Raw genomic sequence first — 23,848 nt, 5'->3', positions numbered from 1 at the left:
CCGTTCCCGCTCGAACGCATCCGGTGGCGGCATCCGTCGATCGGGGTGTCCGGCGACAGCGACCGCGCGCTGGCGTCAGGCGAAGGCGCCGAGCCGCAGCAGGGGGACGGTGCGCTCCTCGTCGGTGAGCGAGCCGTGCTGGCCGACCATGCGCTGCGGACGCTTGTCGGCTTCGCGATCGTCGTAGTAGGCGAAGCGGCCACGCGCGGCGACCACCACATCGCCGATCCGCGGGCGCACCTCGTCGTCGACAGGCCCGAACAGTCCCGCCTCGATCGCCTCGTCGCGCGTCAGCACCCACGCGTGCGCGGCCTCGTCGGTCTTCCAGCGCGCGGCCACGGCATCCGCCCGCCCCTCCTCCGCATAGAGGTGGAGCATGCGGGGCTCGCCGCCGACCAGGGCGACGCCGTCGAGCAGGGGGTCGCCGTCGCGCAGCAGCACGTGCTTGTGCGCCGGGACGTCGACCATGCCGTGGTCGGCCGTCACCAAGACACCCGTGCGCGGGCCGATCGCCTCGGACAGACGCCGCGCGGCGGCGTCGACGCGTTCGAGGGCGTCGGTCCACCGGTCGGATTCCCAGCCGTCGCGGTGCCCGGCGGTGTCGAGCTCGGGCGCGTAAAGGTACGTCAGAGACCCCGGATGCCGCGCGGCGAGGTCGGCCGCGAGGGCCACGCGTTCGTCGAGGTCGTCGGAGGGGAAGAACGACGCTCCGCGGAGGGTGGCCTCGGTGAATCCGGTTCCCGTGTAGCTCGGGCGCGAGACGACGAAGGCCTCGCGGCCGGATGCCGCGTGGGTCTCGAACAGCGGGGTGCGACGCTGCCAGGAGTGCGGGTCGAGGCCGTCGGTCTCCCACCCGTGCAACTGGTTCGGCACGCGGTCGGTGCCGGGGATGCGGGCGCGGTAGCCGACGATGCCGTGGGTGCCCGGGGCGGTGCCCGTGAGCAGGCTCGTCAGCGCTGCGGCGGTGGTCGAGGGGAACACCGTGCGGGCGAAGTCCTTGCGCCCGCCGACGGATCCCAGGAATCGCGCGTGACCGCGCCGCGCGGCGAGGTTGTGGGCGCCCAATCCGTCGACGAGGAAGACGATCGCGCTCTGAGCGGGGGCGAACCACTCCGAGGCGCCCGACAGAGCGGCGATCGACTGCTCCACCACACCGGTGAGGCTCCGGGAGCGCGGCGGGTCCGCCGGTAGGCTGAGTGACATCGGAGCAAGTCTTCCACACGGCTCCCGACCCCGTCCCGACCGGACGCCCGCCCGACCCGAGGTCGTTGATATGCCCGATTCCCGTTCCTCCTCCTCAGCCGCGACCGGCTCTTCCGTGACCGAGCGCATCGAAGACGTCGACGTCTCGACTGAGATGCAGGGGTCGTTCCTGGAGTACGCCTACTCCGTCATCTACTCGCGCGCCCTGCCCGACGCCCGCGACGGGCTCAAGCCCGTGCAGCGCCGCATCCTGTACCAGATGGCCGAGATGGGACTGCGCCCCGACCGCGGCCACGTCAAGAGCGCGCGCGTGGTGGGCGAGGTGATGGGAAAGCTCCACCCGCACGGAGACGCGCCGATCTACGACGCCCTCGTCCGCCTCGCGCAGTACTTCTCGCTGCGGGTGCCCCTCGTCGACGGCCACGGCAACTTCGGATCACTCGACGACGGCCCCGCCGCCCCGCGCTACACCGAGGCGCGCCTGGCTCCCCCGGCGCTCGCGCTCACCGAGAACCTCGACGAAGACGTCGTGGACTTCATCCCGAACTACGACGGGCAGTTCCAGCAGCCCGAGGTGCTCCCCGCCGCCTTCCCCAACCTGCTCGTCAACGGAGCGACCGGCATCGCGGTCGGCATGGCCACCAACATGGCGCCGCACAACCTGATCGAGGTGGTCGCCGCGGCGACCCACCTGCTGCAGAACCCGGATGCCACGGTCGAAGAGCTCATGGAGTTCGTCCCCGGCCCCGATCTCCCCTCGGGCGGCATCATCGTCGGCCTCGACGGCATCAAGGACGCGTACACCAACGGCCGCGGCACCTTCCGGACCCGGGCGAAGGCGTCGATCGAGTCGCTCGGCCCGCGTCGGACCGGCATCGTCATCACCGAACTGCCCTACCTCGTCGGGCCCGAGCGCGTGATCGAGAAGATCAAGGACGCGGTGCAGGCGAAGAAGCTCGCCGGCATCGCCGACGTCACCGACCTGACCGACCGCAACAACGGTCTGCGCCTGGTGATCGGCATCAAGACCGGGTTCGACCCGAAGGCGGTGCTCGAGCACCTCTACCGCCTCACCCCGCTCGAGGACTCCTTCGGCATCAACAACGTCGCCCTCGTCGACGGCCAGCCGCAGACGCTCGGACTCCGCGAGATGCTGCGCGTCTACATCGACCACCGCATCCGCGTCGTCACGCGCCGCAGCGAGTACCGTCTCGCGCGCAAGCGCGAACGCCTCCACCTCGTCGAGGGCCTTCTCATCGCGATCCTCGACATCGACGAGGTCATCCAGGTCATCCGCTCCTCCGACGACGGCGAGCAGGCGCGCACCAAGCTGCAGGAGGTGTTCGATCTCTCGCACCCGCAGGCGGAGTACATCCTCGAGCTGCGTCTTCGCCGCCTGACGAAGTTCTCCCGCATCGAGCTCGAAGCCGAGCGCGACCAGTTGAACGCCGAGATCGCGCAGCTGGTCGAGCTGCTCGGCAGCGAGACGCTGCTGCGACAGCAGGTGGCTCGAGAACTGGATGCCGCGGCCGAGGCCTACGGCACGCCCCGCCGCACGATGCTGCTCAACGGCGGTCCCGTGCAGCCCCGCTCGGCCAAGGCCGCGGCGGCCGCCGACCTGCAGATCGCCGACGCACCCTGCCGCGTCTACCTCTCGGCGACGGGACGCATGGTGCGGGCCGAGCTCGTCGCCGACGTCCCCGGCGGAGGCGTGGTCGCCCCCACGCGACGCTCGAAGCACGACGCGGTCCGCTCCGCTGTCGACACCACCACGCGCGGCGACATCGGCGCGGTCACCTCGGCCGGCCGGCTCGTGCGCTTCTCCCCCGTCGATCTGCCGTCGGTGCCCGCGAACTCCGTGCACCTGTCCGCCGGAACGAAGGTCGAGCAGTACCTCGCGCTCGCGAAGGGCGAAAGCGTCGTCGCCCTCGTGCCCCTGGCGGACGCCCCCACCATCGCCCTCGGCACCGCGCAGGGCGTCGTCAAGCGCGTCGCCGCGAGCGAGCTCGGCACGAAGGACGAGATCGAGATCATCTCCCTCCGCGACGGCGACCGGGTCGTCGGTGCAGCGCCCGCCGGCGACAACGCCGAGCTCGTCTTCGTCGCCAGCGACGCGCAGCTTCTGCGCTTCGACGCCTCCTCGGTGCGGCCGCAGGGGCGTTCCGCGGGTGGGATGGCCGGCATCCGCCTCTCCGACGGTGCGCGCGTGATCGCGTTCGCGGTCGTCGGCGCCTCGGCCTTCGACGCGGTCGTCGTCACCGTGGCCGGGTCGTCGGCGGCGCTGCCCGGAACCGACGCCGGATCGGCCAAGGTCTCGGCCTTCACCGAGTTCCCCGCGAAGGGACGTGCCACGGGCGGGGTGCGCGCGCAGCGCCTGCTCCGCGGCGAGGACGCCCTCGCGCTGGCGTGGGTGGGCACGGATCCTCGTGCGGTCGGCGCCGACGGATCGGTGCGCACGCTGCCCGAGACCGGCGCCAAGCGCGACGCCTCGGGTCAGCCCCTCGAGGCCGTGATCGGCGCGATCGGCACCGTGGTCCGCTGACCGCGGCGCCGGCCGCGGCCGCCCGTCAGACGTCGATGCGCTCGCGCGCCAAGCGGTCGCTCGAGTCGATGATGAACTCGCGGCGCGGGGCCACGTCACTGCCCATGAGCAGATCGAACACGGATGCCGCGGCCTCCATGTCCTGCACACGGACGCGCCGCAGCATGCGGCCACCGCGATCCATGGTCGTCGTCGCGAGCTGGTCGGCATCCATCTCGCCGAGGCCCTTGTAGCGCTGCACGGGCTCCTGCCAGCGCTTGTTCGAACGCTTGAGCTTGGTCAGCAGCTGGTGCAGCTCCTGCTCGCTGTACGTGTAGATCGTCTCGTTCGGCTTCGAGCCGGGGTTCATCACGATCACGCGGTGCAGGGGCGGGACGGCCGCGAACACGCGCCCCTCTTCGACGAGGGGGCGCATGTACCGGAAGAACAGCGTGAGCAGCAGGGTGCGGATGTGCGCGCCGTCGACGTCGGCGTCGCTCATCAGGATGATCTTGCCGTAGCGCGCCGCCTCGAGATCGAACGAGCGGCCGGATCCGGCGCCGATCACCTGGATGATCGAGGCGCACTCGGCGTTCGACAGCATGTCGCTGATCGAGGCCTTCTGCGTGTTGAGGATCTTGCCGCGGATCGGCAGCAGAGCCTGATACTCGCTGTTGCGCGCGAGCTTGGCGGTGCCGAGCGCCGAGTCGCCCTCGACGATGAACAGCTCGGAGTCGTTGACGTCGTTGGAACGGCAGTCCACGAGCTTGGCCGGCAACGACGACGACTCGAGGGCGTTCTTGCGGCGCTGCGTCTCTTTGTGGGTGCGCGCCGAGATGCGCGCCTTCATCTCGGAGACGATCTTCTCGAGCAGCTGCGCCGTCTGCGCCTTGTCGTCGCGTTTGGGCGATGCGAAGCGCGCCGCAAGTTCTTTCTGAACGACGGATGCCACGATCTGGCGGACGGCGGGAGTGCCGAGCACCTCTTTCGTCTGACCCTCGAACTGCGGCTCGGGCAGGCGCACGGTCAGGACGGCGGACAGCCCCGCGAGGATGTCGTCCTTCTCGATCTTGTCGTTGCCCACCTTGAGCTTGCGCGCGTTCTGATCGACCTGCGTGCGCAGGACCTTCATGAGGCCCTGCTCGAAGCCCTGCTGGTGCGTTCCGCCCTTGGGTGTGGCGATGATGTTGACGAACGAGCGCGTGGTGGTGTCGTATCCGGTCCCCCACCGCACGGCGATGTCGACCTCGCACGAGCGCTCGACCTCGGTGGGGATCATCGAGCCGCCGGGCTGCAGCACGGGAACCGTCTCGGTGAACGTGCCCGTGCCGGTGAGGCGCCAGGTGTCGGTGACGGCGGCGTCGGGGGCGAGGAAGTCCGCGAACTCCGAGATGCCGCCGTCGAAGCGATAGCTCGTCTCGATGCGCTCGTCGCCGCGGTCGTCGAGGACGACGATCTCGAGGCCCGGCACGAGGAACGCCGTCTGACGCACGCGCTGCACGAGTTCGTCGTGGCCGAAGGCGGCGTCTTTCGTGAAGATCTGGCGATCGGCCCAGTAGCGGATGCGCGTACCGGTGACGCCGCGGGCGGCCTTGCCGACGACGCGGAGTTCGCTGCTGCGCTCAAAGGGAGTGAAGGGGGCATCGGGACCGTCGCCGGCGAAGAGCCCGGGTTCGCCGCGATGGAATGACATCGCGTACGTCTTGCCGCCGCGATCGACCTCCACGTCGAGACGTTCCGAGAGGGCGTTCACGACCGAGGCGCCGACGCCGTGCAGGCCTCCGGATGCCGCGTAGGACCCGCCGCCGAACTTGCCTCCCGCGTGGAGCTTGGTGAAGACCACCTCGACGCCGGTGAGGCCGGTGCGGGGTTCGACGTCGACGGGGATGCCGCGGGCGCGGTCGCGCACCTCGACGCTGCCGTCGGCGTGCAGCACGATGTCGATGCGGGTGCCGTGGCCGCCGAGGGCCTCGTCGACGGAGTTGTCGATGATCTCCCACAGGCAGTGCATGAGACCGCGGGAGTCGGTCGACCCGATGTACATTCCCGGGCGCTTGCGCACGGCTTCGAGGCCCTCGAGGACCTGGAGGTGATGGGCGGAGTACTCGGAGGTCACGGTTTTCAGGGTAATCGGGGCCACCGACATCGACTGCCAGACACACAGCGCGGTCGGGTCACCGTACGCGCACAGCGAAATGTGATCAAGCCGCGGCATAGGGGAAACATCCGCGTGGTTATATGTGTGGACTCGCCCACGATCACCTGAGGAGGGCACCCGAGATGACCACCACGACTGCACCCGACGCGTCTGTTCTCGACCACCGCCTGACGGCGGCGGATCGCTGCGACTCCTGCGGCGCTCAGGCCTACATCGCCGCCGAGGTGAACGGCAGCGAGCTGCTGTTCTGCGCGCACCACGGCCGCAAGTACGAAGAGAAGCTCCGCAGCGTCGCCACCTCGTGGCACGACGAGACGGCGCGCCTCACCGCCGCCGACTGACGTCCCCGTCCGAACGGGCCTCGTGCCGTCTCCCCCGGGAGCCGGACCGGGGCCCGTTCCGCGTCTTCGGTGCGGATCGCTCCGCGCAGGGAAGCGCACGCCGGCGGTCGAGGGAGTCGGCGACCGCCGCCTCCTTGGCCTTCCGCTGCGGTCAGGCCGAGAGGTAGCGACGCGGCACGGTCGGCGAGACGCGCAAGGCGATCTCCTCGCCGATCGTGTCGATGAGCTCGGCGAGGTCGGTGGCGCTGTTGCGTGCTCCCCGCCCGAACACGACGACCTCGTCTCCCGGAGCCGCCTCGGGCCACGGGGCGATCGATAGCGACGCCGGGGCGATCGCCTCGACGCGGCGGGGCCCCGCCGGGGTGTCGACGTCGAACCGCCCCGCGAGCGTGCTCGGCAACCCGTGCAGGCTGCCGAGATCGAGGTGCACCCCCGCGGCATCCACCGCGGTCACCGTCGCCACGAGGGTCGCGATGGGTTCGATTCCCAGGTCGTCCTCGCCGGGACCCCCGGCGGGACGGATGCCGTACGAGAACGCTCCGACGCGCACGAGGTCCTCGCGGAACTCCCCGCGGGCGAAACCGGCGGCGCTCGCGGCGAGGTGCGAGAACCGCGGGGCGAGGCCGGCGGCGCGAGCGGCGTCGCGGCCGGCGAGGAACACCGCGCGCGCGTCGTCGTCGTCGGCATCCGATGCCTCCGAGATATGCGACCAGATGCCCTCGAGCACCCCGCGCCCCTGCGCGACGAGCTCCGCGGTACGCGCGAGCGCCTCGTCCCACCGTTCGGGGCGGATGCCGTTGCGGTGCAGTCCGGTGTCGATCTTGAGGTGAATCCGGGCGACGCTGGCGGGATCGGAGAGGCCCGCGAGATCGTCCAGCAGGGCCTCGTCGCCGATGCCGAGGTCGAGGTCGGCGGCGACGCCGGCGGCGAGGTCGTCGGCACCGCCGATGAGCCACACGAAGATGCGGGCCTCCGGACCGACCACCGCGCGCACCGCCGCGCCCGTGGCGACGTCGAACGCGCCGAACCAGCGCACGCCCTCGTCGAACGCGCGGCTGACGAGGGGCTCGAGGCCGTGGGCGTAGGCGTCGTCCTTGACCACCAGCATGTGGGCGGCGGGGGCGATCGCCGCGCGGACGCGGTGGAGGTTCCGCGAGAACGCGTCGAGGTCCACGCGGTACGTGGTCGTCACGCGATCACGCTCCTCTCGGCCCGCGACCCCACGGCCGCGACGAGCTCGGCGGCCGTGAGTCCCGTGGCATCCGTCCATTCCTCCAGCGAGGGGTGACCCTGGGCGGGATCGCCGAAGAAGACGACCTCTGCGCCGCGGGCGATCGGCGCCCCGCCGACGTCGACGACGCTGACGTCCATCGCGACGCGCCCGACGATGCGGTGGCGCCGTCCGTCGATCGACACCGTCGCGCGATTGCCGAGGGAGCGCACGACCCCCTGCGCGTAGCCGCCGGTCACCAGCGCGACGGTCGTGTCGTGCGGCGCGCGATGCGTGTAGCCGTACGACACCCCCTCGCCCCGCAGCAGCGGCTTGGTGCCCAGCGCTCGACCGCGCAGCGACATCACCGGGCGCGTGTGCGCCCCCGGGAGCCCGTACAGGATGGCCGGGTCGAGCGTCGCGGCATCCCCGCCCATCTCAGCGATCACGGATGCCACCCACTCCGCGCCGTGGCCCCAGGCGTCGGCGGCGAGGGCGTTCGGACCGGAGGCGGCGGGGGCGTGGGCGGCGTTCGCTCGCAGCGCCTCGGCGGACAGGAGCGCGACGGGGGCGACTCCCCCGGCCCCGGGCGCGCGGGCAGGGAGCGTGGAGGTCACCCCTTTAGACTAACGGGGTCCTTCGTCCCCGATCCCGGAGTGTGCATGCCTAGCCAGGGCTTCTCCCCCGTCACCCGTCTGCGCTACCTCGCCGGACGCGCCCGTCGCATCGACGTCGGATCCGTCGTCGAGCGCGCCAAGGAGGCGTCCGCCCAGCACGGCAAGGCTCTTCCGCTGGTCGTGGCCGACATGCTGTTCCAGGCGGGCGTGAAGAACGTCGGGTTCCAGGACTACATCGACTACGACTTCGCGATCCTCACCCCCGCGGAGCGCGCCACCTACATGACGCACCCGGTGTCGAACCAGATCTCGCAGAAGTACGACCACCCCGACTACCGCGGTCTGTTCCAGGACAAGGTGGAGTTCGACAAGACCTTCAGCGAGTTCCTGCGCCGCGACTGGATGGTGGTGGATGCCGACAACGCCGACGATCTGCGCGCCTTCGCCGAGCGCCTCGGCACCATCGTCACGAAGGAGCCCGTCGGCCAGGCGGGAACCGGCGTGCACCGCTACCACGCGGCCGAGGTCGAGGACTGGACGCAGTTCCACCGCGGTCTCCTCGAGCGCGGAGAGATCCTCGTCGAAGAGGTCATCCGTCAGCATGACGACCTCGCCGCCGTCTGCCCCGGCACCGTCAACACCACGCGCGTCACGGCCTTCTTCGACGGCTCGACGACACACATCCTCGCGATGGCGCAGAAGTTCGGCCGCGGAGCGGTCAGCGACCAGATGACCTTCGGCGGCTTCTACACGATGCTCGACGAGAACGGGCACGCCCTCGGCGCGGGTTACGACTCGCACGGGCACGTGCACGAGCTGCACCCCGACTCGGGCGCCCGCATCGCCGATTTCCAGCTGCCCATGATCGACGAGGTCACGGCGTTCGTCGACCGGGTCGCCCGCGTCGTCCCCCAGGTGCAGTACGTCGGGTGGGACATCGTCGTCGGTCCCGACGGTCCCGTGCTCGTCGAGGGCAACTGGGGCGCGGGCGTGTACGAGAACAAGCCGAGCGTGACCGGCATCCGCACCGGTCACAAGCCGCGCTACCAGGCCGCCATCGGGTTCTGAGCCCCGGATGCCGAGAGGCCCGTTCCCCGTGTGGGGCGGGCCTTCCGCATGTGCGGGGGTGCGGAGATCTTCCGCGGGTCCGGTGGCTTCGACGGGCTCAGCCACCTGGGCGGGAGGACCCTGAGCCTGTCGAAGGGGCCGGGGTGCGAAGGGGTCCGGTGGCTTCGAGAGGCTCAGCCACCGCGGTTCGCCGAGCGGGTGGCATCCGGAAACGCGAAAGGCCCGCCCGGAAAACGGGGCGGGCCTCTCACGTTGAGCTCTCTCAGCCGTGGCGGACGATACCGAGCGGCGTGGACTCGTGTCCCTGACCGAGCGGGTTGTCCTTGAGGATCGCGACGAGGCGCTTCTCGCCCGCCTTGTCCATCGTCGACCCGAGGATGTTGCCCCCGAGGTCGTTGATGTCGACCACGGCCACCTGCACGTCGCCGCCGAGCAGCGACTTCAGACGAGCGGCGACCTCGCGAGGACGCTCGGGGCCGAGCACGACCGCCTGGTTGTAGGGCGGGATCGTGCCCTTGGTGGGGCCGTCGATCGCGCGGGCCTTGTCGCCCGCGATGCGGTAGAAGTCGCCCTTGCGTCCGAATGCCTTGGTCACGGCCGAAACGGCCGCGGCGAACAGGATGCGGGGTGTGCCGCACTCGCGCAGCGCCATCTCCATCGTCTCGGGCATGCCGAGACCGATGCCGTAGGGCGTGCGGGTGACGTACTTCGACAGGAACAGCGCGAGCTTGCGGGGTTTGATCGAGTCCAGCTTGAACGAGCGGCCCTGCGTGATCGCCACGATCTTCTCGGTGACGAACAGCAGGTCGCCCGGCTGCACGGCATCCTTCGCGTATTCGAGGATGAAGGCGTCGAGGTCGTCGCCCGGCATGACGACCCGCGTGCGGATCGGGATGCGGGCGTACGAGGTTCCCTCGACGGTACGGGTGAGCGCCTTGCCGGCGTTGGCCTCGCCGCTCATTCGAGGTAGTCCCGGAGCGACTGCGAGCGGCTGGGGTGACGCAGCTTCGCCATGGTCTTCGACTCGATCTGGCGGATGCGCTCACGCGTGACGCCGAACGTGTCGCCGATCTGGTCGAGGGTCTTGGGCTGACCGTCGCCGAGGCCGAAGCGCATGCGGATGACGCCCGCCTCGCGCTCGCTGAGCGAGTCGAGGAGCGACTCCAGCTGGCGCTGCAGCATGGTGAAGCCCACCGCGTCGGCCGGGACGACCGCCTCGGTGTCTTCGATGAGGTCGCCGAACTCGCTGTCGCCGTCCTCGCCGAGGGGCGTGTGCAGCGAGATGGGCTCGCGGCCGTACTTCTGCACCTCGATGACCTTCTCGGGGGTCATGTCGAGTTCGCGGCTCAGCTCCTCGGGCGTGGGTTCGCGCCCGAGGTCCTGCAGCATCTGGCGCTGCACGCGCGCGAGCTTGTTGATGACCTCGACCATGTGCACCGGGATGCGGATGGTGCGCGCCTGGTCGGCCATCGCGCGGGTGATCGCCTGACGGATCCACCAGGTGGCGTAGGTCGAGAACTTGAAGCCCTTGGTGTAGTCGAACTTCTCGACGGCGCGGATCAGACCCAGGTTGCCCTCCTGGATCAGGTCGAGGAACTGCATGCCGCGACCGGTGTAGCGCTTGGCGAGCGAGACCACGAGGCGGAGGTTTGCGCCGAGCAGGTGGCTCTTCGCGCGCTGTCCGTCGCGGGCGACCCACTGCAGGTCGAGACCCAGCTGGCTGGTCTTCTCGGCGGCCGACATGTTCGAGAGCTTCTCTTCGGCGAACAGGCCCGCCTCGATGCGCATCGCGAGCTCGACCTCTTCGGCCGCGTTCAGCAGCGGGACCTTACCGATCTGCTTCAGGTAGTCCTTGACGGGGTCGGCCGTCGCGCCGGTGATCTGCGCGGAGTAGACCGGGACGTCGTCCTCATCGCTCGAGGAGATGACGATCGCGCCGGTCGGCAGGGCCTCGGCGGGCGCCGCCGGGGTCTCGTCATCATCGTCGTCGTCGGACTTCTTCGCGCCGGGCTTGGCCGCGTCGTCGGAGTCGTCCGCGTCGTCGCCGTCTTCGACGTCGATCTCGACATCGCCCTCATCGTCGACGTCCTCTTCGTCGTCGAGGTCGTCGTCCTTCTTCGCCTTGGTCTTGGCCTTGGCGGGCGTCGCCTTGGCCTTGGCCGGAGCCTTCTTGGCGGGAGCCTTCTTCGCGGTCGTCGTCGTCGACGCCGTCACGGTCTCCTCGGAGTTCTCGAGCTCGGTGTCCTTCGCACTCCGGGAGCGGGTCTTGGTTGTCGTGCCTGCCACGTTTCGCCTTTCACCGGGAACGTACGTTGCACGGCCACCGGTCGTTCTCGGACACTAGTAAGACCCTTGTCAAGTCCCGAGCCGAGGAGCAGGGCTCCTGGACCGGTTGACAACGGGTCAGGTTCTTCATTGTCTCACATCCCCGGACCGGGACTTGACGCGGACCGGGCATCTATGCGTAGACAACGTCGTGTCGGCGCTCCGCATTCCCCCACCGACGCCGAGGACCTCGCGGCGGCGCTCAGCCGAGCTTGCCGCGCCGGTCGTCGTCGCCGGGTCGCGTGGCGAGGAACCGCTCGAGCTCGGCGGCGAGTTCGTCCGCGCTGGGGAGGTCGCCCGTGTGGATGATCGGGGTCGCGTGCGTCGAGCCGGCCATGTAGGAGTCGTAGCGCTCCTCGAGGCCCTCGAGCATGCGCGTGAGTTCTTCGCTGCCCTCGACCTGTTCGGCGACCTTGGCGATGAAGTCGCGGTTCTCTTCGCGCAGCACCTCGCCCGAGAAGACGAGACCGGTCGCGACGGTGAGGCTGTCGAGCGCCGCGAGGGCGGCCGCGGGGTACTCGGTGTCGCCCAGGTAGTGCGGCACGAGCAGGGCGAAGCCGGCGACCTTGGCCCCGGCCTCGGCGAAGCGGTACTCGAGCAGGTGTCCCGCGGTGGAGGGGATTTGCGTGTGCGGACGCCACACCGAGTGCTTCTCGGCGAGATCGGGTCGCGTGCCGCTGACGGTCGTGCCGATCGGGCGCGTGTGCGGAACCGGCATGGGGATCGCGTGAACCCACGTGACGGAGGCGACCTGCAGGCCGGCCGCCAGCTCCAGAACGGTCTCGGCGAACGTCTCCCAGAGGAAGTCGGGCTCGTAGCCGGCGAGGAGCAGGAACGGGTGCCCGAGCGAGTCGTGCGCGAGCGAGAGCTCGAGCCGCGAAGGACGGTAGTCGGTGAGGTGGTCTTCCACGAAGGTGACAAGAGGGCGGCGCGCGCGGTAGTCGAGCAGCACGTCGTTGTCGAAGACGAAGACGGGATTGGGCTCGAGATCGTTGCGGAAGTACTCGACCAGGCGGGTGACGGCCCCGCCGGCGTCCGTGAAGCCGGTGAGGGCGATCACGAGCGGCAGGCCCGACGGCACGGGCGGCGCCGCGGGGGCGCGGTCGTACAGCGGGGCGGAGGAGGGCATGACTCCACTCTACGAGCGCACGCGCTCGGCCGGCCGCGGTGCGTCCCGCTGCCAGCGAACACGGGCGAACCTAGGATGGATGCCATGCCCTTCCCCTCCGTGGCGTTCACCGACGCCCCCGTACGCGAATCCGATGCCGATGCGATCCTCCTGATCGTCCCGCCCTCGACGGAGGGAGCGTCCGACCCCGCCGGCTGGGAGGGATTGGGCGCGGCCCTCGCCGCCGTCGGCTTCACCGGCGCCGCGGGCTCGTTTCAGCGCGTGCACGTACCGGGCGTCGACACGCCCGTGGCCGTGGCGGGCGCCGGGGCCGGTGCCGACGAGGCGGCGGTTCGGGATGCCGCGGGCACGGGCCTGCGCCAGCTGACCGGGTTCGCGCACGTCGCCGTGCAGTCGCTCGTCGCCGCACCCTGGCGGCCGATCGCCGAGGGCGCCGCCCTGGGCGGTTACCGGTTCGCCGACTACAAGAAAAAGTCGCCGAAGGCCCGCGCCGAGCGCGTGACGGTGTCGGCGGCCGAGGCGCCGAGCGATGCCGACGTCGCCGCGGTCGCCGCGATCTCGGGCGCCGTCGCGCTCGTCAAGGACCTCGTCACCACGCCCGCCGAGTGGCTGGGCCCCGCGGACTTCGCCGACGCGGCCGTCGCGGCCGTGGCGGACCTCCCCGTCGAGGTGGAGGTGCTCGACGAGACGGCCCTGCGCGAGGGCGGCTACGGCGGAATCCTCGGCGTCGGCCAGGGATCCGACCGCCCGCCCCGTATGGTGCGCCTGGAGTACTCGCCCGCGGACGCGGAGCGCCATGTCGCCCTCGTCGGCAAGGGCATCACTTTCGACACCGGCGGGCTGTCGCTGAAGCCGCCGGCATCCATGGTCGGCATGAAGTACGACATGTGCGGAGCCGCCACGGTGCTCGCGGTGCTCAAGGCCGCCGCCGAGATGAAGCTGCCCGTCAAGGTCAGCGCGTGGCTCTGCATCGCCGACAACATGCCCTCGGGTCGCGCGACGCGCCCCGGCGACGTGCTGCGCACCCTGGACGGCACCACGGTCGAGGTGCTGAACACCGACGCCGAGGGGCGCCTCGTCCTGGCCGACGGTCTCGCCGCGGCCAGCCGCGAGAACCCCGATCTGATCGTCGACGTCGCGACCCTCACCGGCGCGATCACCGTCGCCCTCGGAAACCGGCACACCGGTGTGATGGGCGAGGATGCCGCCGTCGCGTCGTACCTCGCAGCCGCCGGCCGCGCGGCCGAGCTGGCCTGGCAGCTGCCGCTGCCCGACCACATGGTCGACGACCTGGACTCCCCCATCGCCGACCTGCAGAACGCCAAGATCGGCGACCCCGCCGGCGGCTCGCTGTTCGCCGGACTGTTCCTGCGCCACTTCGTCGGTCGGGTGTCGGAGGACGCCGACGCGCCGCGCATCCCGTGGGTGCACCTCGACATCGCGGGAGTGGGCATGAACAAGTCCGCGCCCTTCGGATACACCGACAAGGGCGTCACCGGCGCGACCGTCCGCTCGCTCGTGGAGATGCTCGCCACGGACGGCGCGCGGTGACCGAGTACACCGCCGACGTCGTCGTGCTCGGCGGGGGGAGCGGCGGCTACGCCGCGGCCCTCCGTCTCGCCGAGCTCGGCAAAGACGTCGTCCTCGTGGAGAAGGACAAGGTCGGCGGGACGTGCCTGCACCGCGGCTGCATCCCGACCAAGGCTCTGCTGCACGCCGGAGAGGTCGCCGACGCCGCGCGCGGGGCGGCCGACATCGGCGTGGATGTGACCTTCGGCGGGATCGACCCGGCGCGCGTGCGCGCCTACCGCGAGGGGATCGTCGCCAAGAAGTTCAAGGGTCTCGAGGGTCTCATCTCGGCGCGCGGCATCCGTGTGGTCGCCGGAGAGGGGCGGCTCGAGGCAGGACCCGCCGTCCGTGTCGGCGACGACGTCTACCGCGGCACGGACGTCGTCCTCGCGACGGGCTCGTACAGCCGCAGCCTCCCGGGCCTCGAGATCGGCGGCCGCGTGCTCACGAGCGAGCAGGCACTCGATCTCGACGTCATCCCGGAGCGCGTGGTCGTGCTCGGCGGTGGCGTCATCGGCGTCGAGTTCGCGAGCGTGTGGCGCTCGTTCGGCGTCGAGGTGACGATCGTCGAGGCGCTCCCCCACCTGCTGCCGGCCGAGGACGTGTCGTCGAGCAAGGCTCTCGAGCGGGCGTTCCGCAAGAGGGGCATCGCCTTCCAGCTGGGTCGACGGTTCACCTCGCTCTCGTCGGGCGACGACACCGTGACGGTCGTCCTCGACGACGGGAGCGAGCTGACCGCCGACTACGTCCTGGTGGCCGTGGGTCGAGGACCCGCGACCGCCGGTCTCGGGTACGAGGAAGCCGGGGTCGTGCTGGAGCGCGGCTTCGTGCAGACCGACGCGCGGCTGCGCACCACTGCGGCGCACGTCTGGGCCGTCGGCGACATCGTGCCGGGGCTGCAGCTCGCTCACCGGGGATTCCAGCAGGGCATCTTCGTAGCCGAGGAGATCGCGGGGCTCTCCCCCGTCCTCGTCCCCGACGTCGATGTTCCGCGGGTGGCCTACTCGCACCCCGAGGTGGCCTCGGTGGGGCTCACCGAGGCGCAGGCGCAGGATCGTTACGGATCCGAGGCCGTTCGCGCGTACGAGTACAACCTGGCCGGAAACGGCCGCAGCGAGATCATCGGCACCTCGGGCATCGTGAAGATCGTCCGCCGTGTCGACGGCCCCGTCGTCGGTGCGCACCTGGTGGGCGACCGGGTCGGGGAGCTGATCTCCGAGGCGCAGCTGGCCGTCGGCTGGGAGGCGCATCCCGAAGACATCGCGCCGTTCGTCCACGCGCACCCCACTCAGAGCGAGGCGCTCGGCGAGGCCTTCCTGGCTCTCGCGGGCAAGCCGCTGCACGCACTCTGACCGACAACCGGTCACTAAGCTAGATACCGCATCCGGTACGAAGGAGACATATCCATGAGCACATCCGTCGTCCTCCCCGCTCTCGGCGAGAGCGTCACCGAGGGAACGGTCACCCGCTGGCTCAAGCAGGTCGGGGACACCGTCCAGGAGGATGAGGGGCTGTTGGAGATCTCGACCGACAAGGTCGACACCGAGATCCCTTCGCCCGTCTCGGGCGTGATCGAAGAGATCCTCGTCCAGGAAGACGAGACCGTCGAGGTCGGCGCCGTCCTCGCCAAGATCGGCGACGGTTCGGGCGCGTCCTCCAGCGACGACGCCCCGCAGGCCGCTCCCGCCGCGGCGGAATCCGCGCCGGCCGAAGAGCCGGCTCCCGCCGCCTCCGCCCCCGCCGAGCAGGCCGCTCCGGCCGAGCAGTCGGCTCCGGCCGCCTCCGGCGACGCCACCGAGGTGACCCTCCCCGAGCTGGGCGAGAGCGTCACCGAGGGCACCGTGACCCGCTGGCTCAAGGCCGTCGGAGACGACGTGGCCGTCGATGAGCCCCTGCTGGAGATCTCGACCGACAAGGTCGACACCGAGATCCCCTCGCCGGTCGCCGGCACCCTGCAGGAGATCCTCGTGCAGGAGGACGAGACCGTGAACGTCGGTGCCGCCCTCGCGCGCATCGGAAGCGGCGCCCCCGCCGCGGCGAAGGAGGAGGCGCCCGCCGCCCCGGCCGCCGAAGAGAAGCCGGTCGAGCAGCCCGCCCCCGCCGCGGAGCAGAAGCCGGCCGAGCAGGAGAAGCCGGCGGAGCAGCCCGCCCCCGCCGCGCAGCCCGCCCCCGCCGCCGAGAAGCCGGCGGAGCAGGCCCCCGCCGCGTCGTCGAACGACGACGTCACCTACGTCACCCCCCTCGTGCGTCGTCTCGCGCAGCAGCAGGGCGTCGACCTGAAGTCCGTCAAGGGCAGCGGCGTCGGCGGTCGCATCCGCAAGGAAGACGTGCTGAAGGCCGCCGAAGCGGCAGCGTCGGCTCCGGCCGCGTCCGCCACCCCGGCTCCGGCCGCCGCGGCGTCCGCGCCGGTGGAGGTCTCGCCGCTGCGCGGAACGACCCAGAAGATGTCTCGCCTGCGCAAGGTCATCGCCGAGCGCGCCGTGGCGTCGATGCAGGCGACCGCTCAGCTCACCACCGTCGTCGAGGTCGACGTGACCAAGGTCGCAGCGCTGCGCGACCGCTTCAAGGGTGAGTTCCAGCAGAAGACGGGCGACAAGCTGTCGTTCCTCCCCTTCTTCGCGATCGCGGCCATCGAGGCGCTGAAGACCTACCCGATCATCAACTCCACGGTGGAGGGCGACGAGATCGTCTACCCCGCTCACGAGAACGTGGCGATCGCCGTCGACACCGAGCGCGGCCTGCTCACGCCGGTCGTCAAGGACGCGGGTGAGAAGAACATCGCCCAGCTCGCCCGTGAGATCGCCGATCTCGCGGCGCGCACGCGCGACAACAAGCTCAAGCCCGACGAGCTCGCGGGCGGCACGTTCACGCTGACCAACACCGGTTCGCGCGGCGCGCTGTTCGACACGCCCATCGTGTTCCTGCCCCAGTCGGCGATTCTCGGCCTCGGTGCCGTGGTGAAGAAGCCGGGTGTCGTCACGGTCGATGGGAAGGATGCCATCTCGGTGCGCTCCTACGTCTACCTGGCCCTGTCGTACGACCACCGCATCATCGACGGCGCCGACGCCGCGCGCTTCCTCGGTGCGGTCAAGGCTCGCCTCGAGGCGGCGCAGTTCGAGGGCGATCTCGGCATCTGACTCCGCTGAGCACCGGCTCATGATGGCTGGTCCGCGACCGTTTCAACGGCGCGGACCAGCCATCTGTCGTTGAAGCGGACGAGGGTGACGTACTGCGCCCGGGTCGCGTCGGCGACGCGCACGACGATGACGCCGCCGAAGTTCTCGAGCAGAGAGATGTCCGCGTGCTCCGCGTCGGGCAGGAGCGATTCGCGGCGGAACGTCGAGGGTTCTTCGAGAGCGCCGCGGCACGCGAGGTCGCTTCCGCACCGGGAGATCTGCGCGAACAGGGTCCGCGCGACGTCGGTCGCATCGTCGGACAGAGGAACGCGTTCGTCGACCGGCCACGACGACGTCGCCGACGGGTGTGGAACGACCGATGTCGTCGCGGAGGCCGTCGCGGTGGGGGCGGACGAGGGCGCGGATCCTCGATCACCGGGGAGGAGCACCACCGCCGCGACGACGAGGGCGACGGCCAGAGCGCCGCCGATGACCGCCGCGCGGATCCGCGACGAGGCGAGCCAGCCCTCGCGCAGCCTCGAGAGGCTCCGCCGCACGTCGTCGAGGAGGCTCGTGTCGAGCGCGTCGAACACGCCCCCGGCGAGGGGCGCGGGGGTGACGACGGGCGGTTCGACCGTCGCCCTCGGTGTCAGCGGCCCCAGGACGAGGGGTTCGGGGTCCGCGTGCGCGAAGAGGCGCCTCTCCATGGCCTCCCATTCGCGAGGGGAACGAGTCGCCACCGCCTCTCCGGCGCGCGCCACGAGGTCCCGCGTGGTCCGGTCGGGGGCGAGGGCGGCGAGTCGATCGAGGCCGTCGGCCGTCGTCGACACGACGTCGGGCGCGCCCGCGTCGGACACGACCACCGGTCGTCCGTGCGCCGTGAGCCACCAGGTGGCTCCCTCATCGGTCCTGTGCGCGGATCGGCATCCGCGCAGGAGGCCGATGGTGGCGGTGACGACCTCGCCCGCGGTCAGCGCGGTAGCGCTGGTGCCTCGCCGCTGCAGGTAGGCGGTGAACGGTTCGACGGGGAGGGAGGGGGTCGCGGCGGTCATCCCCCGATCGTCGGTGAGTTCGCGACGGCGCGTGGCGGCACGGCGGCGGAATGGGGATGACGGCCGCGGTCCCCCGCCTGGGGAGGAACGGTGCGCGGCGAAGATAGAATCGTTCACATGGCCGCTCGCACCACCACGCCCGAGAAGCGTCCGGGCTTCTTCTCGCAGCTCCGAACGCTCTACACCTTCACGCAGAAGGAGTACCGCTGGCTGCCCTTCCTGCTCGCGGGCATCGTCCTGGTGGGCATCGCCGTCGGCGTGCTCATCGGCTTCCTGATCCCGCCGCTGGCGGTGTGGAGCGTCATCCTGTGGGGCGTCACGGGTCTGCTCGCCGGCATCCTGGCCGCGATGATCACCATGACGCGGCTGTCCACCACGGCGATGTACAAGAAGATCGACGGCATGCCCGGCGCGACCGGTCACGTGCTGTCGTCGTCGCTCGGCCGCAACTGGCAGGCCTCCGAGACCCCGGTCGGCGTCAACCCCCGCACCCAGGAAGCCCTCTACCGTGCGATCGGCCGTGGCGGCGTCGTGCTGATCGGCGAGGGCAATCGCAACCGCCTCACGCGGCTGGTCGGCGAGGAGCGCTCGCGCGTCCTGCGCGTCGCGGCCGGTGTGCCCGTCACGGTGCTCTACGTCGGACACGGCGACGACGAGGTGCCCATCGCCAAGCTCGCCTCGACCATCAAGGCCCTGCCCAAGAAGGTCGACCGCGCCACCATGGCGGCGGTCATCAAGCGGGTCTCGTCGGTCTCCCAGGGGCTGTCGTCGCTGCCCATCCCGAAGGGCGTCGACCCCACCAAGATGCGCGCACCGCGCCCCCGTTGACCTCGTGAAAAGGCCCCCGCTCAGCGGGGGCCTTTCTCGTCGTTCCCGGGACCCCGGGGGATGGACGCTCAGCTGCGGACGAGCACCGTTCCGACGGCCTTGTCGTGCAGGCCTCGCTGGTCGGCGTCCCACACGACGGCGGGGATGATGAGGGCCAGTAGCACGGTGCGCACGATGGGCCGCCAGAATCCGACCCAGCCTCCGGATGCCAATTCGAGACGCATCCCCAGGAGTCGGTGCCCCGGGCTGCCGCCCAGCAGCGGGATGAAGAGGATCTGCACCGCGAAGAAGATGAGGTTCGTCGCGATGGGGTTGGCGAACGGGACGCCGGTGACCGGATCGGGGCTGGAGAAGAACGCGAAGCCGATCAGGCCGGCGCTGGCGACGTCGATCAGCAGCGCCGCGATGCGGCGGCCGGGACGGGCGATCGAGCCGCGACCCTCGCGGGGAAGGCCGAGCCGCTGGCCCGGGTAGTCGTTCTCGGCGGGGACGGTCACGGCATCCAGCGTAATCGGGTCGGCGTAACATCCCGGAAACATGCGAGATATGACCGGGACACCGGTTCTGGGTAGGGTCGAGGAGGCTGGCCGAGGCCGGCATGATCCCGAATGTTCTACCTCTGGAGTCTTCATGTTCAAAGATTCGTCCGAGGTGCTGAAGTTCATCCAGGACGAGGACGTCAAGTTCCTCGACATCCGTTTCACGGATCTTCCTGGTGTGCAGCAGCACTTCAACATCCCCGCCTCGACCGTCGACGAGGAGTTCTTCACCGTCGGACAGCTGTTCGACGGCTCGTCGATCCGCGGGTTCGCGAACATCCACGAGTCGGACATGCAGCTGATCCCCGACGTCACCACGGCGTACGTCGACCAGTTCCGCGAGGCCAAGACCCTCGTCATGATCTTCGACATCTACAACCCGCGCAACGGTGAGATCTACGGCAAGGACCCGCGCCAGGTCGCCAAGAAGGCTGAGAAGTACCTCGCCTCCACCGGCATCGCCGACACCGCGTTCTTCGCGCCCGAGGCCGAGTTCTACATCTTCGACGACGTGCGTTACGAAGTGAAGCAGAACTCGAGCTTCTACTCGGTCGACTCCGAAGAGGGCGCGTGGAACACGGGCCGTGAAGAAGAGGGCGGCAACCTCGCCAACAAGACCCCCTACAAGGGCGGCTACTTCCCCGTCTCCCCCGTCGACAAGACGGCGGACCTCCGCGACGACATCACCCTCAAGCTGATCGAGGCGGGCTTCGCGCTCGAGCGCTCGCACCACGAGGTCGGTACCGGTGGTCAGCAGGAGATCAACTACCGCTTCGACACGATGCTGCACGCGGCCGACGACATCCTGAAGTTCAAGTACATCGTCAAGAACACCTGCGAGCAGTGGGGCAAGGTCGCGACCTTCATGCCGAAGCCGCTCTTCGGTGACAACGGCTCGGGCATGCACACGCACCAGTCGCTGTGGAACGACGGCAAGCCGCTGTTCTACGACGAGACCGGCTACGGCGGGCTCTCCGACATCGCCCGCTGGTACATCGGCGGTCTGCTGGCGCACGCTCCCGCGGTGCTCGCCTTCACCAACCCGACCCTCAACAGCTACCACCGCCTGGTGAAGGGCTTCGAGGCTCCGGTCAACCTGGTGTACTCGGCCGGTAACCGCTCTGCGGCCATCCGCATCCCGATCACGGGGTCGAACCCCAAGGCCAAGCGCATCGAGTTCCGCGCGCCCGACGCCTCGGGCAACCCGTACCTCGCGTTCGCGGCCCAGCTGATGGCCGGCATCGACGGCATCAAGAACCGCATCGAGCCGCACGAGCCCGTCGACAAGGACCTCTACGAGCTCCCCGCCGAAGAGGCCAAGAACATCCCGCAGGTTCCGAACTCGCTGCTCGACTCGCTCGAGGCCCTGCGCGCCGACCACGAGTTCCTGCTCGCCGGTGGCGTCTTCACGCAGGAGCTCATCGACACCTGGATCGAGTACAAGATCGAGAACGAGATCCAGCCGATCGCTCAGCGTCCGCACCCCTTCGAGTACGAGCTGTACTTCGGGGTCTGATCGCCCGATCATCACGACGACGCCCGTCCCCGCCGTTTCGCGGGGGCGGGCGCCGTCGTTTTGCGTGCGGATGCCACGGTCGTGGCATCCTGAGGGGCGACGCTCAGTCGGTGCGCCCCGCGCGCTTCTGCTCCTGGAACACTCGGATCGCCTCGTAGCGTTCGGCCGAACGCGCCTGTCGCTTCGCGGCCTCGACCTCGCGCACCTTCGGTTGCGCGCTGGTCACGAGATCGTCGAGCAGATGGCGCACGGATGCCGTGATCTCGGCGACGGCGCGATCGAAGACGTCCTGGTTGGCGCGCGACGGCGTGGTGGTGCCCACGATCTTGCGGACGAACTGCAGCGCGGCGTCGTGGCACTCGGCATCCGTCGCCGGGGGTGCGAAGTTGTGCAGGGGGACGATGTTGCGGCACATGCCCGACAGGGTAGGCCCCCGGCGTCAGTCGCGCGAGGTCACCGTGCGCGGCGAGCGGGGATCTCCGACCACCGGCGGACGAGACGGCCCGCCAGGCCGGCGCCGTAGACGACGAACAGCACGGCCAGCGGGCCCCCGATTGCGACGACGACGACCGCGGGCATGCGGCGGCGACCGGATCCCAGGGTGTCGGTCCACTGCAGGTCTCCCGCGGCGATCTGCGCGAGGGCGGAGAGGGCGAACGCGGCGATCACGGCGCCCATCACCAGGATCGTGAGCACCGCCAGGATCGCCCGGGCGCGCCCGAGGCGCTGCAGGCTCGCGTCGAGCTGTCGCGTCCACCGCTCGGTGACGTTCTTCACAGCGCGGGGATCTCGACGAGGCGGAACCCATCGGTCTCGGTCAACGGTCGGACGTGCACTCCCCCATCGAAACACGTCGCGTCGACTCGGCGCGCCGAGGCGTCCTTCGAGCCAGCCGGCTTCCCGGCATCCGCACAGGCGCACCTCCGCTGCGATGTCGGTGGGGCGCGCGAGGATGGAGGCATGCCGGAGTCCCCTTACGCCTCGCGACCGTGGTCGACGTCGTACGCCGAGGGCGTGCCGTTCGAGATCGACGCCCCCTCGCAGACGCTGCCCGAGATGCTCGCCGCCTCCGTCGCGCGGTTCGGCAAGAAGACCGCGCTCGAGTTCTTCGGCGCAGCCACCACCTACCGCGAGCTCGGCGAGCAGGTCGCGCGGGCGGCGGAGGGGCTGCGCCGCCTCGGGGTCCGCGCCGGCGACCGGGTGGCGCTGGTCCTGCCCAACTCGCCGCAGCACGTGGTCGGCTTCTACGCGGCACTGCGACTCGGGGCCATCGTCATCGAGCACAATCCGCTCTACACGCCGCGAGAGCTGCGTCACCAGTTCGAAGACCACGGTGCGCGGTTCGCCATCGTGTGGGACAAGCTGGCCGACACGGTCGCCGAGTTCCCCTCCGACCTCGCTCTCGAGCACATCGTGAGCGTCGACATCACCGCCGCCCTGCCCCTCGCCCAGCGTCTCGCCCTCCGCCTGCCCGTCGCGAAGGCACGAGCGGCGCGCGCTCAGCTGACCGCCCGCCCCGCGTCGCGGCGTCCCATCGCGTGGAAGACGCTGCTCACCCACGGCTCGCTCTCGCGCAAGCACGCGGGGCCCGTGCTCGACGACATCGCACTGCTGCAGTACACCAGCGGCACGACCGGAAGCCCGAAGGGGGCCGTGCTCACCCACGCCAACCTGCGCGCCAATGCGATGCAGGGGCGCGCCTGGGTCCCGGGGTTGCGCGACGGCGAAGAGACCTTCTACGGGGTGCTGCCCCTCTTCCACGCCTACGGCCTCACGCTGTGCCTCACCTTCGCGATGAGCATCGGCGCGAAGCTCGTGCTCTTCCCGAAGTACGACCTCGACCTGGTCGTCGCGGCCTCGAAGAAGAGCCCGCCCACCTTCCTTCCCGCCGTGCCGCCCATCTACGACCAGCTCGCCCGCGCGGCCGCGCGCGGAACGATCGATCTGAAGAGCGTGCGCTTCGCGATCTCGGGGGCGATGAGCCTGCCCGTCGCCACCGTCGACCGCTGGGAGGCGGCCACCGGAGGTCTGCTCGTCGAGGGCTACGGCATGACCGAGTCGTCGCCGGTGGCCCTGGGCAATCCGATCGGTCCCTCACGGCGCCCCGGCACGGTGGGTGTGCCGTTCCCCAGCACCGAGATCCGGGTGGTCGACCCCGACGATCCGCGCGTCGACCTCCCCCTGGGCGAACCCGGCGAGCTGCTCCTGCGCGGTCCGCAGGTGTTCCAGGGCTACTGGAACCGCCCCTCCGACACGGCGGCGACGCTGCTCGCCGGCGGGTGGCTGCGCACGGGAGACATCGCCTCGGTCTCCCCCGACGGGTTCGTGACGATCGTCGACCGCTTGAAGGAGATCATCATCACGGGCGGGTTCAACGTCTCGCCCAGCGAGGTCGAAGACGTGCTCACCTCCCACCCCGACATCGCCGGTGCGGCGGTGGTCGCCCTGCCGAAGTCGAGCGGCGGCGAAGACGTCGCGGCCGCGATCGTGCTGCGCGAGGGCGTGCAGGTCGAACCCGAGGCGATCCGCGACTTCTGCAAGCAGCGGCTCGCGGCGTACAAGGTCCCCCGCCGCGTGGTCGTCGTCGACGACCTCCCGCGCTCGCTCATCGGCAAGGTGCAGCGGCGCGAGGTGCGCGAGCGTCTGATGTCCTGAG

The 23,848-nt window shown here is 70.4% G+C and carries 20 protein-coding genes; 9 read left to right on the top strand and 11 right to left on the bottom strand.

Annotated features, from left to right (window positions below; translation table 11 throughout):
- Positions 1-75 precede the first annotated feature (75 nt).
- The gene (locus FB047_RS02470; protein WP_136585629.1) at positions 76-1,203 is read right to left on the bottom strand and encodes an alkaline phosphatase family protein; all 1,128 of its coding nucleotides are present in this window, start codon (positions 1,201-1,203) and stop codon (positions 76-78) included.
- A gap of 70 nt (positions 1,204-1,273) precedes the next feature.
- On the opposite strand from FB047_RS02470, the gene FB047_RS02465 reads away from it, so the two are divergent.
- Positions 1,274-3,745, top strand: a complete 2,472-nt coding sequence (locus tag FB047_RS02465; protein ID WP_136585628.1) for a DNA gyrase/topoisomerase IV subunit A — start codon at positions 1,274-1,276, stop codon at positions 3,743-3,745.
- Positions 3,746-3,770: 25 nt separating this feature from the next.
- Here the strand turns inward: FB047_RS02465 and FB047_RS02460 are convergent, their stop codons facing one another.
- A complete protein-coding gene (locus FB047_RS02460; RefSeq protein WP_136585857.1) occupies positions 3,771-5,870 on the bottom strand; it encodes a DNA gyrase/topoisomerase IV subunit B in 2,100 nt (699 codons plus the stop codon).
- Between the two features lie 134 nt (positions 5,871-6,004).
- Between FB047_RS02460 and FB047_RS02455 the strand changes: the two genes are divergently transcribed.
- Positions 6,005-6,223, top strand: a complete 219-nt coding sequence (locus FB047_RS02455) for a DUF7455 domain-containing protein (RefSeq protein ID WP_136585627.1) — start codon at positions 6,005-6,007, stop codon at positions 6,221-6,223.
- Between the two features lie 151 nt (positions 6,224-6,374).
- Here the strand turns inward: FB047_RS02455 and FB047_RS02450 are convergent, their stop codons facing one another.
- The gene (locus tag FB047_RS02450) at positions 6,375-7,415 is read right to left on the bottom strand and encodes an alanine racemase (protein ID WP_136585626.1); all 1,041 of its coding nucleotides are present in this window, start codon (positions 7,413-7,415) and stop codon (positions 6,375-6,377) included.
- Positions 7,412-8,050: an alanine racemase C-terminal domain-containing protein gene (locus FB047_RS02445; protein WP_136585625.1), complete on the bottom strand. Its 639-nt coding sequence runs from the start codon at positions 8,048-8,050 to the stop codon at positions 7,412-7,414. The genes FB047_RS02450 and FB047_RS02445 overlap by 4 nt, the downstream gene beginning before the upstream one ends.
- Before the next feature lie 45 nt (positions 8,051-8,095).
- On the opposite strand from FB047_RS02445, the gene FB047_RS02440 reads away from it, so the two are divergent.
- The gene (locus FB047_RS02440; protein WP_136585624.1) at positions 8,096-9,118 is read left to right on the top strand and encodes a sugar-transfer associated ATP-grasp domain-containing protein; all 1,023 of its coding nucleotides are present in this window, start codon (positions 8,096-8,098) and stop codon (positions 9,116-9,118) included.
- A gap of 262 nt (positions 9,119-9,380) precedes the next feature.
- Here FB047_RS02440 and FB047_RS02435 read toward each other — a convergent pair whose 3' ends face one another.
- From FB047_RS02435 to FB047_RS02425, 3 genes are all read right to left on the bottom strand, one after another.
- Positions 9,381-10,079: a coenzyme F420-0:L-glutamate ligase gene (locus tag FB047_RS02435; RefSeq protein WP_136585623.1), complete on the bottom strand. Its 699-nt coding sequence runs from the start codon at positions 10,077-10,079 to the stop codon at positions 9,381-9,383.
- Positions 10,076-11,404, bottom strand: coding sequence for an RNA polymerase sigma factor (locus tag FB047_RS02430; RefSeq protein WP_136585622.1), 1,329 nt, complete (start codon positions 11,402-11,404; stop codon positions 10,076-10,078). The genes FB047_RS02435 and FB047_RS02430 overlap by 4 nt, the downstream gene beginning before the upstream one ends.
- A gap of 241 nt (positions 11,405-11,645) precedes the next feature.
- Positions 11,646-12,572 carry a proteasome assembly chaperone family protein gene (locus FB047_RS02425; protein WP_136585621.1) on the bottom strand — a complete coding sequence of 309 codons (927 nt, stop codon included), beginning with the start codon at positions 12,570-12,572 and terminating at the stop codon, positions 11,646-11,648.
- 84 nt (positions 12,573-12,656) lie between these two features.
- Here FB047_RS02425 and FB047_RS02420 point away from each other — a divergent pair, with 84 nt between their 5' ends.
- From FB047_RS02420 to sucB, 3 genes are read left to right on the top strand one after another with little or no spacing between them, the layout of a single operon-like run.
- Complete coding sequence (locus FB047_RS02420) at positions 12,657-14,123, top strand: leucyl aminopeptidase (RefSeq protein ID WP_136585620.1); 1,467 nt, start codon at positions 12,657-12,659, stop codon at positions 14,121-14,123.
- Complete coding sequence (gene lpdA / locus FB047_RS02415; protein ID WP_136585619.1) at positions 14,120-15,493, top strand: dihydrolipoyl dehydrogenase; 1,374 nt, start codon at positions 14,120-14,122, stop codon at positions 15,491-15,493. Before FB047_RS02420 ends, lpdA begins: the two co-directional genes overlap by 4 nt.
- Positions 15,494-15,547: 54 nt before the next feature.
- Entirely contained in the window at positions 15,548-17,278 is a 1,731-nt protein-coding gene (gene sucB / locus FB047_RS02410; protein ID WP_136585618.1) for a 2-oxoglutarate dehydrogenase, E2 component, dihydrolipoamide succinyltransferase, read from the top strand.
- A gap of 17 nt (positions 17,279-17,295) precedes the next feature.
- Here sucB and FB047_RS02405 read toward each other — a convergent pair whose 3' ends face one another.
- A complete protein-coding gene (locus tag FB047_RS02405; protein WP_136585617.1) occupies positions 17,296-18,309 on the bottom strand; it encodes a hypothetical protein in 1,014 nt (337 codons plus the stop codon).
- A gap of 117 nt (positions 18,310-18,426) precedes the next feature.
- Between FB047_RS02405 and FB047_RS02400 the strand changes: the two genes are divergently transcribed.
- Positions 18,427-19,137, top strand: a complete 711-nt coding sequence (locus FB047_RS02400) for a DUF4191 domain-containing protein (RefSeq protein ID WP_136585616.1) — start codon at positions 18,427-18,429, stop codon at positions 19,135-19,137.
- 68 nt (positions 19,138-19,205) lie between these two features.
- Here FB047_RS02400 and FB047_RS02395 read toward each other — a convergent pair whose 3' ends face one another.
- A complete protein-coding gene (locus tag FB047_RS02395) occupies positions 19,206-19,676 on the bottom strand; it encodes an RDD family protein (protein ID WP_136585615.1) in 471 nt (156 codons plus the stop codon).
- 91 nt (positions 19,677-19,767) lie between these two features.
- Here FB047_RS02395 and glnA point away from each other — a divergent pair, with 91 nt between their 5' ends.
- A complete protein-coding gene (gene glnA, locus FB047_RS02390; protein ID WP_136585614.1) occupies positions 19,768-21,192 on the top strand; it encodes a type I glutamate--ammonia ligase in 1,425 nt (474 codons plus the stop codon).
- 103 nt (positions 21,193-21,295) lie between these two features.
- On the opposite strand, the gene FB047_RS02385 is transcribed toward glnA, so the two are convergent.
- Together FB047_RS02385 and FB047_RS02380 are read right to left on the bottom strand one after the other, a co-directional pair.
- A complete protein-coding gene (locus tag FB047_RS02385) occupies positions 21,296-21,607 on the bottom strand; it encodes a DUF2277 domain-containing protein (RefSeq protein WP_136585613.1) in 312 nt (103 codons plus the stop codon).
- A 38-nt stretch (positions 21,608-21,645) separates the two neighbouring features.
- The gene (locus tag FB047_RS02380; protein ID WP_136585612.1) at positions 21,646-21,969 is read right to left on the bottom strand and encodes a hypothetical protein; all 324 of its coding nucleotides are present in this window, start codon (positions 21,967-21,969) and stop codon (positions 21,646-21,648) included.
- A 183-nt stretch (positions 21,970-22,152) separates the two neighbouring features.
- Between FB047_RS02380 and FB047_RS02375 the strand changes: the two genes are divergently transcribed.
- Positions 22,153-23,847 (top strand): long-chain-fatty-acid--CoA ligase, encoded by a 1,695-nt coding sequence (locus tag FB047_RS02375; RefSeq protein ID WP_136585611.1) that lies wholly within the window; start codon positions 22,153-22,155, stop codon positions 23,845-23,847.
- Position 23,848 lies beyond the last annotated feature (1 nt).

Source organism: Microbacterium hydrothermale, from assembly GCF_004854025.1.
GTDB classification, from domain to species: Bacteria; Actinomycetota; Actinomycetes; order Actinomycetales; family Microbacteriaceae; genus Microbacterium; species Microbacterium hydrothermale.
This window is presented reverse-complemented; position numbering and strand designations above follow the sequence as displayed.

Bases quoted from the DNA above. Each gene is read 5' to 3' on its own strand.
- FB047_RS02470 (WP_136585629.1), bottom strand. From the start codon at position 1,203: ATGTCACTCAGCCTACCGGCGGACCCGCCGCGCTCCCGGAGCCTCACC.
- FB047_RS02465 (WP_136585628.1), top strand. From the start codon at position 1,274: ATGCCCGATTCCCGTTCCTCCTCCTCAGCCGCGACCGGCTCTTCCGTG.
- FB047_RS02460 (WP_136585857.1), bottom strand. From the start codon at position 5,870: ATGTCGGTGGCCCCGATTACCCTGAAAACCGTGACCTCCGAGTACTCC.
- FB047_RS02455 (WP_136585627.1), top strand. From the start codon at position 6,005: ATGACCACCACGACTGCACCCGACGCGTCTGTTCTCGACCACCGCCTG.
- FB047_RS02440 (WP_136585624.1), top strand. From the start codon at position 8,096: ATGCCTAGCCAGGGCTTCTCCCCCGTCACCCGTCTGCGCTACCTCGCC.
- FB047_RS02435 (WP_136585623.1), bottom strand. From the start codon at position 10,079: ATGAGCGGCGAGGCCAACGCCGGCAAGGCGCTCACCCGTACCGTCGAG.
- FB047_RS02425 (WP_136585621.1), bottom strand. From the start codon at position 12,572: ATGCCCTCCTCCGCCCCGCTGTACGACCGCGCCCCCGCGGCGCCGCCC.
- FB047_RS02420 (WP_136585620.1), top strand. From the start codon at position 12,657: ATGCCCTTCCCCTCCGTGGCGTTCACCGACGCCCCCGTACGCGAATCC.
- sucB (WP_136585618.1), top strand. From the start codon at position 15,548: ATGAGCACATCCGTCGTCCTCCCCGCTCTCGGCGAGAGCGTCACCGAG.
- FB047_RS02405 (WP_136585617.1), bottom strand. From the start codon at position 18,309: ATGACCGCCGCGACCCCCTCCCTCCCCGTCGAACCGTTCACCGCCTAC.
- FB047_RS02400 (WP_136585616.1), top strand. From the start codon at position 18,427: ATGGCCGCTCGCACCACCACGCCCGAGAAGCGTCCGGGCTTCTTCTCG.
- FB047_RS02395 (WP_136585615.1), bottom strand. From the start codon at position 19,676: ATGTTTCCGGGATGTTACGCCGACCCGATTACGCTGGATGCCGTGACC.
- glnA (WP_136585614.1), top strand. From the start codon at position 19,768: ATGTTCAAAGATTCGTCCGAGGTGCTGAAGTTCATCCAGGACGAGGAC.
- FB047_RS02385 (WP_136585613.1), bottom strand. From the start codon at position 21,607: ATGTGCCGCAACATCGTCCCCCTGCACAACTTCGCACCCCCGGCGACG.
- FB047_RS02375 (WP_136585611.1), top strand. From the start codon at position 22,153: ATGCCGGAGTCCCCTTACGCCTCGCGACCGTGGTCGACGTCGTACGCC.